The organism is Paenibacillus sp. LC231, from assembly GCF_001860525.1.
GTDB lineage: Bacteria > Bacillota > Bacilli > Paenibacillales > Paenibacillaceae > Paenibacillus_AQ.
Genome location: NZ_JFOM01000026.1, coordinates 1 through 12591, shown reverse-complemented (window position 1 = coordinate 12591; position 12591 = coordinate 1). Strand labels below are relative to the sequence as shown.

Sequence of the window (12591 nt, the reverse complement as noted above, 5' to 3'; positions counted from 1 at the left end):
ATTACGGTAACAGACTGAGAATATCAATTTACAGGAGGAGGGCGAAGTCAGCCGCGTGAGAATCGTTTTAATTGTTATAGGTGCGTTCAAAGGGTTGGCCCATTGGTTTTTCAAACCTAGGCGAAGATATACCTCAATTAAGAAGGTCGAATGGATTGTTGAGCGATTGATTCAAGGCTTCCTTATCATGTGGGCGATTCTGTTCATACGTTGGGTTATATTGATAATTATAGCAACGATGCGGCATTTTGGAGCCTTTGATTAAGGTGGGAAAATCTCTTGATCAAGTGCCGTCCTCTTCAAACCGTTCGGGTAGTTTGCTTATTTTAAAGAGCGACTGTATATGATAGGCTTACACTATGTTACTGTATTCATCTATTTAAAGGAGAAGTCCATGCAGCATAGACCATCTTTAGAAGCTCAAGTGTACGACACGATTCGTGATAATATGATCAAGGGTGAGTACTTGCCTGGAACCATGCTGTCAGAGAACGAACTGGCTAAAGAGCTCGGTGTTAGTCGGACCCCGGTACGGGCAGCCATTTCCATACTGGAAAAAGAAGGTCTGGTTGAATCCTTTAAGGGCAGAGGGGTGCTTGTGAAGGAGATTTCCTTCCAGCAATTCTATCAAATTTTTGAGGTGCTTGTATCCATGCAGTTATTCGTCATGGATATAGCTATCGAACGAAAGCTGTCCTTCGATTTGGAGACCCTTCGTCTCTGTCTGGATCGGCAAAAGGCTGCACTGGAACAGAATGACAACTTCGGATACTACGATAATTCCTTGCTGTTTACGGAGAGCATTTTGCGGACGCTCCGTAATGATTATATGGTGGGTGTCCTGGGCATGTACCGGACCAAGTTTCTAACCAAGATGGTATCCCACCGCAAGCGCTATCCGGATGATAAACCGGAATGGGCCATCGCAACCAACAGTTTGATGTATGAGAGGTTATGTCTGCATGACGTAGCCGGTGCCAAGAAGGCACTGAGCGAGCAGTATCATTATATGGCCGAGAAACTGATGTGGGGCAGTATTTTTTAATCCGCTGTTTTTCGGAGGAATCCAAGATACATCTATTTCAATAATGTAAAACGTATGCTTCCATCAAGGTATTACTGGAAGCATACCAAACAACGCTTTTTGGGCTGTTTCGACACCCCGGAAGGCGTTTTTTTATGCTTACGTGACAGGATTTTATGTTTGATTCCTTCATTTTACGGGATACATTCAATGCTGGAAAATTAACAATGGAATAACATAGTTCTTGTTTTCAACTTACATACAACCTGCATACTTGTTGTTGAAGCGATGAAAAACAACCATTTCCGAAAGAGGGTATGATCATGAAACCATTTCAGTTACAGCACATGAATGGAGAGCATGCGGTTTGGTTTGCGTCGGAGAGCGGGACGACGGATCGGCGTCCGTGGTTTGGGGAGTTGAAGGATATTCCAACAGAGGATTTCAGCTTCGCGGTATTAGGTGACCGATGCGGTATGGCAACAGCGGGCATATTTGAAAAGGCGCTCGAGACCGTGCGTGATTTGAAGCCGGATTTTGTGCTCAGTGTTGGGGATTTGATTGAAGGCTACTGGAGAGAAGCGTCATCTGCCAGAGCGGAATGGGATGAGATCGACCATCTTATCGAAGCAACTGGTTTGCCCTTCTTCCAAATAGTCGGCAACCATGATTGCGGCAGTCAAGTGATGCTGGATGTATGGAGGGAACGGAAGGGTTTAGAATATTATGCTTTTCGTATCGGCGATATCCTCTATCTTATGCTGAATACGGAGGACCCGCCGTCTGAGCTGCCTGATGCGTTTATAGACATTATTAAAAAAGCAACCTTTCAGATACAGCATGACCCAGCGAGTACGGACGAGCATATGCAAGCATTTTACCAGGACATCTTGACTCTTTTGCCTGAAGATCAGCTGCAAGATCTGGGACGGATTGAGTTGTCGATCAGCGATGAGCAGTTGGACTTTGCGAGAATCATACTGGAGGAGAACTCGGATGCCAGATGGACCTTCGTGAGCATGCATAAGCCTGGCTGGAAATCGGAAGATCCGCAGTTCAAAAGGCTGGAGGAAATGCTGGGTTCCCGATCGTATACGATTTTTGCCGGACATTTGCATGCCATGGAGTACAGCTCGGAAGGGAATCGGGAATATATTCAGCTTGGCAGAACGGGGGGACATGCTCACGGCACCGGCCCTGAAAGTCAAAATGTGATGCTGTGGGTCAACATGCGTGGCGGCAAGCCCTCCTATCGTGTTATTCAACTGGATGGTGTGCAGGAAGCGGGAATTTATAAACCGAGTTCGTCGGGTCAACATTTAGAACCTCAGGAGGTATAAACGATGCAGGATACGGTGTTCTTTGTTCACATGACGGATACCCATATTAATATTCCGGGGAAAAACCCATTATTTAAAATCGATGCTTCTCAAAAGCTGCGTGATGTTTTTACCGAGCTGGAAAAGCTGGAGCGGAAGCCTGATTTTGTTGTGATCAGCGGTGATTTGACCCAAGACGGCAATGTCGAGGATTACAGCTATTTACGGCTGCTGCTGGAGGAAGAGATGTCTAAACTCGGTGTGCCGCTGTATCTTGCACTGGGGAACCATGATTCCCGTCCATATTTCCGGGAGGGTTATCTGGAGGAAGAGCCCACTGAAGAATCCTATTATTATTCGGTCATGGAATCCGGGCTTCGGCTCATCGTGCTGAACACCCAGGTTCCAGGGTTGAATGAGGGTCATCTGGATGAAGAGCAGCTGGAATGGCTGCGGGAGACTCTCTCCACTCCTGCACCGAAGGGAAGCATCATCGTGCTTCATCATCCCGTGGTGCCCACACCCACAGCGCTAATGGACAGCCACCTGCTGTGCAATCCGCAGGATCTGGCAGATGCCATTGCCGGCAGCGATGTGATCGGACTGTTATCCGGGCATATTCACGTGAATAACATCGGACTGTTCGAGGGGATTCCAAGCGCGGCGGCTACCGGCGTAGCCTTCGGCATTGAACCGACAGCAGCGCATAGCATGAAGTTTATTGATAACAGCGGCTACAATCTGGTTTTGGTGAAAGACGGCCGGATGATCGTTCACCCGATGGCGATGCCTGGTGAGCAGCGGCTCGTATTCGAATGGAAGATGGAGATGGAACAAGCTCATTCGTAAGCAGCTATTAAAGCCCCTCCCCCGAATTAATCTACATATAAAAGGAGATGGAGTATGAAACACCATAGCAAAAAGTGGACGGCAGCTGCCCTGCTGCTTACGGTATTGACCTCTACTGCCTGCGGCAATGCCGGTTCGACGGAGGATACAGCCAGTGCTGCATCGGACACGAAAATCAAGGTTTCGTTCTATAGCTACAATCTGGCCATCGCAAGCCAGGTGCCAGGTACCGAAAAGCTGATTCGGGAGTTTGAAGAAGCTCACCCGAATATCGATATCGAACCGATTCCGGTGTCTTCGACAGACATCAATTCCAAGGTACAAGCCGATATTGTTGCAGGTTCCACGCCGGACATCGCCCAAATTACATTCGATGGCCTGGATTTTGCGGTTAACAATTTCAATGCAAAACCCCTGGAGGACATCGTTCCCGCCGATGAATTGGCATCCAACTTTCAGGGCTTCTCGGAGAATGGCTTGAAGCTGGGTCAACTGAACGGCAAAACCTATGGTCTTCCGTTCACCTTCAGCACCCCAGTGTTGTTCTATAATGCAGATCTCTTCAAGAAGGCAGGTCTTGATCCGGAGCAGCCACCGAAGTCCTGGGAGGAAGTGAAAGAGTACGGCCTTCAAATAGCCAAGTCATCCGGTGCATCCGGGGTTCATGTAGGAGGAGCCACGGGCGGGGACTGGATTATTCAAGCCCTCATCGGAAGCAATGGGGGGCGCGTATTGTCCGAGGACCGGACGACTCTGCAATTCGGACAGCCTGAGGCCATTGGCGCTATTCAAATGTGGCAGGATCTGATTGCCAGCGGCGCAAATGGCAAACTGAACGACGGCGAAGCGATCGAAGCATTCAGTCAAGGCAAGGTCGGCATGCTGCTGTTCACGAGTGCGCTGCAAAGCTCACTGCTTGCAGCAGCAGAAGGTGGCGGGTGGGAGCTGAAAGCCGGCAAAATGCCGTCCTTTGGCGACCGGGAGACAACGCCGGTCAACTCCGGCAGCGCCTTGTTCATTCTATCAGACGACAAGGAGAAGCAGCAGGCCGCATGGGAGTTTCTTAAATTCGCTACAAGCGAACGCGGTTATACCATCATTACGTCGGAAATTGGGTATTTACCGCTTCGGCCAGCCATTGTTGACGACCCTGCCTACCTCAAAGACTGGGTAGAAGCCAATCCGCTCATAAAACCGAATCTGGAACAGCTGGAGAGCTTGAAGCCATGGGTGTCCTATCCGGGAACGAACTGGAAGCAAATCGAGACGATTCTGAATGACGCGGTATCAGAGGCTATTATCAGTCAAGGTGACATCGCACCGATTATGCGAGGTGCCGAGGAGCGGGCTCAAGCCTTAATGCCATAGCGAAGGAGATGTAAGCGAACATGAGTTATGAGATTGCCGGAGCCCCATCTTCTTCCGCTGCTCCCTCCGCCAAGACCAGGGACCAGGCTAAGCTGAAGAAGCGATTAAAAGGATTCAAGCCGTATTTGTACATGCTGCCAGCCCTGTTTTCCCTTGGCTTTTGGATTTATAAACCGCTGGTGGAAACATTCCGGCTAAGCCTCTATGAGTGGAACCTGCTGCCAACGTCTCCAAAAACCTATGTGGGAACGAGAAATTTCGAGCAGCTGTTCTCGCTTCCGGAGATGGGGATATCCATCTGGAACACGCTTCTGTATATGATTGGTGTTCTCCCGTTTTCCATTATACTGCCGCTATTTATTGCTATTGCGACGGACAATATCGGGAAGAGGTCACGAAATGTGTATCGTGCGCTCATTTTCCTTCCGATGATCATGGCTCCGGTGGCGGTTTCATCGGTATGGCGCTGGATTCTGCATCCGACGAACGGCATATTAAATCAAACGCTGGGCCGGTTTATTCCGATGGATGAGCCCATCCGCTATTTTACAGATGAGCGTATCGCGATATGGAGCATTATTTTTATAACAGGATGGAAAATGATCGGTTTCAGTACACTGATCTTCTCGGCTGCGCTCACTGGCATTAATAAGGAGTATATCGAAGCGGCCAGAATGGATCGTGCCAACGGATTCCAGGTTATATGGAGCATTATCCTGCCGCTGCTGTCGCCAACGATTCTGTTTATGACCATGATGAGCACCTTGTTCGCTGCGGAATGGACCTTCGCGTATATCAATGTTCTGACACAAGGCGGCCCGTTCAACTCGACCACGAATATTTATTATCTGCTCTGGACCTATGGATTTCAGACCTTTAACATTGGCTCAGGTTCCGCTGCTGCCGTTATGTTCTTCCTGGCTTTCGGGCTCTTGGCCTTTGGCTTCATGAAATTAACGAAGAAGCTCTCATTCTATGATAACTAGAGGAGGAAGGTAAGCGTGCAGAGGTTATATACTTCAATGAAAGATCGAATATCCTCCATAGGCCAACATGCGCTGCTTCTCTTGCTTAGCTTTTTGGCTGTATTTCCGCTCTACTGGATGGCGGCTACATCCTTCAAGCCGGAAGCGGAGGTATTCTCGGCGAGCCTGCTGCCTGCCCAATGGACCTTTAACAACTATGTACAGGCCTGGAACGCGATTCCGATGGCCCGCATGCTCAGCAATTCCATGCTGGTGGCAGTCAGCCAAACATTATTGCAGCTGCTTACAAGCATATTGGCAGCGTATGCGATGGTGCGGTGGCAATTCAGGGGCAGCCGCCTGATATATGGTATGATTGCCTTGACCTGGCTTGTGCCGTTTCAAGTCATTATGATACCTAATTATGTGGTCATCAGCGGTCTCGGATGGAGAGATTCCTTAATGGGGCTCATTGTGCCAAATATCGTTTCTGCCTTTGCGATTTTGCAGCTGTATCATGCGTTTAAATCATATCCCAAAGCATTGATTGAGGCGGCTCATCTGGATGGAGCAACCGACTGGGGTGTGCTGTGGAGAACCATGATACCTAACCTGCGTTCCTCCATTGCTTCTATAGGAATTCTGCTGTTTATCACGGTATGGAATGATTATTTCTGGCCGCTGCTTGTGACAACCAAGCTGGAAAACTCAACGGTACAGAAGGGGCTTCAAATGTTCATATCGTCTGATGCCAATATGTGGGGACCTCTCATGGCGGCAACTACGATTGCCAGTTTTCCAGTGCTGGCTATTTATCTGGTACTGCAGAGACAAATTATTGATTCCTTTGTAAAGGGTGGTCTGAAATGACAATTCAGCAAGATGTGAGTATGACACCACGGGTGGTTCCGCTGGAAGGGGCATTTAATGTACGTGATCTTGGCGGGTATCGTACCGGGGATGGGCGAATCGTAAACCGGGGACGTTTCTATCGGGGAGATGGACTGCACAAGCTAACAACTCAGGATCAGAAGGATCTGCTCAGCCGGGACATAACAACGGTGATCGATTTGAGAAATGCGAAGGAGCTGGAAACTGCCGTTAATGTGTTTGCCTCGAATTCGAAGGTTTCCTATTATAACGTGAGCCTGCTTAATCCTGCTCATCCATCCGGAACGATGATTAACTCCTTAGGTGACCTGTATGTCATGATGCTCGATATGTGCGGTCCGTTATTTCGTGAAGTGATGATTCTGATGGCTGAGTCAAACGACGAAGCTGTGTTGTTTCACTGCTCGGCCGGCAAAGACCGGACAGGGATGATATCCGCGCTGCTGCTTGATCTTGCAGGTGTTCCCAAGGAGACGATCATTGAGGATTATGCATTGACCAGCCAGTGTCTTGCACCCATCATGGATGAACTGCGGTTAGGACGACCGGCTGGTATCTCGGCTGAGGACTATGAGAAATTCTTAGGCTGTGACCCGGCTCATATGGAGCGGATGATGTCACATCTATACAGCCGTTACGGCGGTGCGTTAAGCTATCTTACCAGCATTGGTGTGCAGCAAGAGCAATTAGATATACTGAAAAACAAGCTGATCGGGACGTAGATGCTCTGATTATCCTGAAGAATGAGGCTGAAGCCGCTGACAATGATGTCGCGGCTTTTTTGCTGCTTAGCGTCCATTTTACACAAACCGTGACTGATATTGAGCATGCGTTAACACTTCTTCCTTACACTTGGAATTAAATAAGGATAGAAGAGGGGATATGGAGTTGAAGCATAAAAGCATGAAAGTAGTCTCGCTGTTGATGGCGGTGGAAATCACGATGGCCTCTTTATTTTCGGCAGGCACCGTGATGGCTGAAGAGGGACAGGAGATACTCCAGACGGCCAGCGCGGAAACAGCATCACAAGATGCAGCTATCGATATCGCTGCCGTTGATTTCGGCATTACCGATAAGATCTTTCCGGATGCGCATGCAGAAGAGGCATATACGGTAACCGTTGATGTGTATGGTGGACAAGCGCCCTATACCTTCTCGGCGACGGGTCTGCCGGCAGGCTTTAACATTGCGTCTGATACAGGATTCATTACGGGTACGCCTGCTGCTGGGCAAGAGGGCGAATATACCGTTGAGGTAACGGTGCAGGATAGCGCAGCCGTACCTGCGACCGCTCAGTCGCTTGTGAAATTGCAAGTATTGGGGAAACGCCCAGATCCGGTGGCTGACAAGCTGGCCATGAGGATGATCGGTCATTATTCCGTAGGTACCTCCAATAAGGATGGCGGCGTGGCGGAAATTGTAAAATACAACAAAGATAACGGAAAGCTCTATCTAGTCAATGGTTCAACCCAGCCGGCAAGTCTCGAAATCGTGTCACTTGGCGCTGACGGCAGTTTGTTGAAGGACAAGCAGATCAATGTAGAAGATTTGGCGAGCACGGGCGGTTTCCTGTATGGAGACCTGACCAGCGTGGATATCAACACCAAGACGAAGCAGGTTGTGGTCGCTGTACAGGAGCAGGATCATGCAAAAGCCGGCAAGGTTTTGGTACTTGATTATGACGGCGGCTTGATCAAATCTTATGAAACCGGCATCCAGCCGGACATGGTCAAATATACGTCCGATGGCCGTTATATCCTGACGGCGGATGAAGGCGAGCCTCGTACGGAGACCGCTCCTGATCCGGAAGGAAGCATTACGATTATCGACACATTATCAGGCGAAGCAAGTCATCTGAAGTTTGATGACCCGTCGATTATTGACGATCTGGTACATATTCGCGGACCTGTGGAAGCGGACGGGCAAATTCGCAGCACCGGAACCAAAGGTGAAGCGATTCGTGATCTGGAACCCGAGTACATCTCGTTGTCCGAGGATGAGCTGACGGCATATGTCGCCTTGCAGGAGAATAATGCGATTGCCGTGGTCGATATCGCCGCGAAGCGTATTCAATCGGTCAAAGGGCTCGGGTATAAAGATTTCAATCAACCAGAGAACCAGCTCGACCTCCTGAAGGATGGACAAATCAAGTTTGAGAACGTTCCTTTTTACGGCATGTATATGCCGGACGGAATTGCGACCTACAGCGTGAACGGACAGCAGTATATCCTGTCCGCGAACGAAGGGGATGCTACTGGCTGGGATGACCGAAGCAATGAAAGCAATATTGGCAAAATGAAGCCTAGTCTGGATCCGTTGTCTCCGGCAGCTCAATTTTTGGCTGACAAGGGAACCACCTATGACAAGGTTGAAGTTGCCAGCGATATGGGCACTGGAGGGCTATATCTGTATGGGGGTCGTTCATTCTCCATCTGGAATGCAGCCGACATGTCCCAGGTGTACGACAGCGGCAGTGATTTTGAGAAGATTACGGCCGAGCGCTTGCCGAATCATTTCAATGCCAGCAATGACAAAACTGATCTGGACAGTCGCAGCGCCAAGAAAGGACCTGAGCCGGAATATGTTGCCGTGGGTAAGGTCGGACAGAAAACGCTGGCTTTTGTCGGACTGGAGCGCATTGGCGGGGTTATGACGTATGATGTCACGAATCCATCCGATCCTGCGTTTCTGAACTATATCAACACACGGAATTTTAACGGCGGTATTGAGTCGGATTCCGGCCCGGAGGGACTGGACTTTATTCCGGCCGCGGACAGCAAGACAGGACGACCGCTGCTGCTGGTCGCTAATGAGGTCAGTGGAACGGTGGCCCTGCTGGAGCTCCAGGTGACCAAAATTACGCTGGACAAGACATCGCTGAAGCTGAGTCCAGGCGGCGCACCGGAACTGTTGCAGGCGAGCGTGGAGCCGATCCAAGGCGGTTCAACCGAGCTGGCTTGGAGTTCCTCCGATGAAACGGTAGCCACCGTGGATTCGAACGGCCTGGTCACGCCGGTATCTGTTGGTGAAGCCGTAATTACCGTCCTGAGCAAGGATGGCTACGGATCAGCGGAAGTACCGGTTAAGGTAACGGACGGTTCAGTGGATGGAGAACCGTGGAAGTTAACAGTGATGCATACCAATGATACCCATGCGCATCTGGCGGAAGTGGCCAGACGGGCCACGCTGGTTCAGGAGGTCCGAAGCGAAGGCGGGAACAGCCTGCTGCTGGATGCAGGGGATGTATTCTCCGGCGATCTGTATTTCACCAAATGGTTTGGGCTGGCGGATCTGGCCTTCATGAACTATATGGGTTATGACGCAATGACGTTCGGTAACCACGAATTCGATCAAGGAACCAAGACGCTTGCAGATTTCGTGAGCAAGGCGCAATTCCCGCTTGTCAGCGCGAATGTGGATCTTAGTCAGGATGCTAACATCTCGCACCTGATTCGTAAGCCGGCGGTGATCGATACCGATCAGCCAAAGACAACGGCAAATAACGGGGTATATCCATACGTAACATTGCTGGTTGACGGCCAAAGGGTCGGGGTATTCGGCCTAACGACTGAGGATACGGCCGAGACGTCCAGCCCGGGGAAAGACGTAGTCTTCCGCAATGCGGTGACTTCGGCCCAGGCAACGGTTGAAGCGATGGAGAAGGACGGGCTTGATAAGATCATCGCCTTGTCTCACCTGGGTTATGCCAAAGATCAGGCGCTGGCCGAGGCCGTCGAAGGCATCGACCTCATTGTCGGAGGCCATACCCATACGACGCTCAATGCACCGGAAGTGGTGACGGACAGTCAACACGGTACACCAACCGTCATCGTGCAGGCGAATGAATGGGGCAAGTTCCTCGGCCGGGTAGACCTGCAGTTTGACAAAAACGGCGTTGTTCTCGTTGGCGACGGCGAACTCGGCGGCAAGCTGATTCCGGTAGACAGTACGGTCCAGGAAGACACGCAGGCCAAGGATATGCTGGCTCCTTACAAAGCGGAATTGGGAGAACTGATGAAGCAGGTTATCGGTACTGCAGGCGTCGTACTTGACGGCAAACGCGAGAATGTCCGCTCCAAGGAGACGAATCTCGGCAATCTGATTGCGGATGGCATGCTGACTAAAGCCAAAGAGCTTAAAAATGCTGATATTGCCCTCACCAATGGTGGAGGTATTCGCGCCGCAATCGATGAGGGCGAAATCACGATGGGCGAGCTGCGTACGGTGATGCCTTTCGGAAATACGCTGTTTGTTATGGACGTCACCGGACAGCAGCTGAAAGACGGATTGGAGAACGGAATAAGCGGTGCCAAACTGGCGGATCTGCCAGGAAAGTTCCCGCAAATCGCCGGGATGAAATTCAAATGGGATCCTAGCGCTCCGGCAGGCGATAAAGTGTTCGACGTACAGATCATGAAGGACGGAAGCTACAAACCTCTGGTATTGACCGAGACGTACCGGATGGCAACGAACAGCTTTGTAGCCAAGGGCGGGGATGGATATAAATCCTTTGCCGATGCGATTGCCGAAGGAAAATACAACGAGGATTTGGGTTACCCGGATTATGAAATTTTCATGGAGTATGTGAACAAGCTGGGCGGTAAGGTTACGCCTAAGGTCGAGGGTAGAATTACGGAGCAGAAGAAACCGGCGAATCCGGGCGACGGCTCTTCTCCTGGATCAGGATCAGGCGGGTCGGGAGGCGGCTCCGTAACACCGCCGGTATCACAGTCTAATCCTCCTTCCTCTGGCGGAAACACATCATTGCCAAACGTAATGGCAGGCAAGGATCTGAATATAAGTGATGCAGGCGGAGCAGTGGACCGCATTACGGTGAAGGAAGAGGCGTGGAAGAAGGCAGTTGCCGGATTGTCTGCGAACGGGAAGCAGGAGCTCATTATTCGAGCTCCAGAGTTGAACCGTGCCGCCGAGTTATCCCTTTCGGCAGCAGATCTGAAGTTGGCCATGGAACAGAATTCGAATGTGACCCTGGTGCTGGAGACCGCGCTTGGCGCATTCCGTCTTCCAGTAACGGCTCTACATTTGGATGAGGCTTTGAAGCCGGCACAAGGCTCCGGGAGCATCCAAGTGAAGGTATCCGTGGCTCCGGTAGCAAGCAAGGTAGCGGATGCTATGACAAGCAAGGCAGCTTCCATGGGCGCCTCGATGGCAGGAAGCGGAGCGCTTCAGTTTGGCGTAGCGGTTGGAGCACCAGGCGCAGAGCAAGAACTGAAGGATTTTGGGAATCGCGTAATCAGCCGTATCCTGCCGCTGCCGGCAGGGACAACAGCTCTGAATTCGTTCACTGCGGTAATTTTTGACGCAGATGCGGGAAGCTTCCGATTTGTACCGGCTACAGCGACGACGTGGAATGGTAAACCGGCTATCGAAGTGAAGCATGCCGGAAACGGCATTTACGCACTGCTGCAGTATAAGAAGACCTTTGCCGATCTAAACGGCCACTGGGCGAAAGCGGAAATCGAATCCATGGCTTCCAAGCTGCTCGTGAACGGAGTTAACGCTAACTCGTACGCGCCGGGCAAAGTAATCACGCGAGCAGAGTTTACGGCTATGCTGGTCCGCGCGATGGGACTTAGTCCGGTCATCGAGAGCGGAGCATTCAAGGATGTTCAGGATGCCTCCGGTTATGCCGGCGAGATCGGCGCAGCGTTGCGTTACGGCTTGATCGAGGGCGGCACTGGGGGGGCCTTCTCGCCCAATGCCAGCATGACTCGAGCGGAAATGGCTGTCATGATCACCCGGGCCATGGAGGCGGTGAATCCGACAGGCCTATCGGATCAGGGTGCGAATGCCATTATTGAATTCAAAGATCAGGCATCCATCCCTGCCTGGGCGGCTGCCTATATTGCCAGACTTACGGAGCAAGGCATCCTGCGGGGTGACAACCATGGTCATTTCGGAGCACTCGATTCGGTTACCCGTGCGCAAGCGGCACTTGTTCTGAAACGTACTTTGGCAGCATTGAAATTTATGAACTAAGCGAAGCAGGAATTCATTAGAAATTATAAGACCGTCCTTAAGGTTGCTGTGAACTGTGACCCAGTTTGTGGACAGTTTGAAATAAACCGCCTAGAGCTTAGCTAGCAAGCAGATGACCTCTGAATTCATCGGGGGTCATCTTTTTTAATGTCCACTGGTATCGTTCTGAGTTGTA

Annotated in this window: 8 protein-coding genes; all 8 read left to right on the top strand. The window is 50.7% G+C overall.

Annotated elements, in window-relative coordinates; genetic code table 11:
* The first annotated feature begins 394 nt into the window (after positions 1-394).
* The 8 genes from AK95_RS17335 (at position 395) to AK95_RS17300 (ending at position 12416) form a co-directional block, all read left to right on the top strand.
* Positions 395-1045: a GntR family transcriptional regulator gene (locus AK95_RS17335; RefSeq protein ID WP_071221160.1), complete on the top strand. Its 651-nt coding sequence runs from the start codon at positions 395-397 to the stop codon at positions 1043-1045.
* 302 nt (positions 1046-1347) lie between these two features.
* The gene (locus AK95_RS17330; protein ID WP_071221159.1) at positions 1348-2364 is read left to right on the top strand and encodes a metallophosphoesterase family protein; all 1017 of its coding nucleotides are present in this window, start codon (positions 1348-1350) and stop codon (positions 2362-2364) included.
* 3 nt (positions 2365-2367) lie between these two features.
* Complete coding sequence (locus AK95_RS17325; protein WP_071221158.1) at positions 2368-3192, top strand: metallophosphoesterase family protein; 825 nt, start codon at positions 2368-2370, stop codon at positions 3190-3192.
* A 54-nt stretch (positions 3193-3246) separates the two neighbouring features.
* Entirely contained in the window at positions 3247-4560 is a 1314-nt protein-coding gene (locus tag AK95_RS17320; protein WP_071221157.1) for an ABC transporter substrate-binding protein, read from the top strand.
* 20 nt (positions 4561-4580) lie between these two features.
* Positions 4581-5546, top strand: coding sequence for a carbohydrate ABC transporter permease (locus AK95_RS17315; protein ID WP_071221156.1), 966 nt, complete (start codon positions 4581-4583; stop codon positions 5544-5546).
* Between the two features lie 15 nt (positions 5547-5561).
* Entirely contained in the window at positions 5562-6395 is an 834-nt protein-coding gene (locus AK95_RS17310; protein WP_235613139.1) for a carbohydrate ABC transporter permease, read from the top strand.
* The gene (locus AK95_RS17305) at positions 6392-7138 is read left to right on the top strand and encodes a tyrosine-protein phosphatase (protein WP_071221154.1); all 747 of its coding nucleotides are present in this window, start codon (positions 6392-6394) and stop codon (positions 7136-7138) included. Before AK95_RS17310 ends, AK95_RS17305 begins: the two co-directional genes overlap by 4 nt.
* A gap of 160 nt (positions 7139-7298) precedes the next feature.
* The gene (locus AK95_RS17300; RefSeq protein WP_071221153.1) at positions 7299-12416 is read left to right on the top strand and encodes a choice-of-anchor I family protein; all 5118 of its coding nucleotides are present in this window, start codon (positions 7299-7301) and stop codon (positions 12414-12416) included.
* Positions 12417-12591 lie beyond the last annotated feature (175 nt).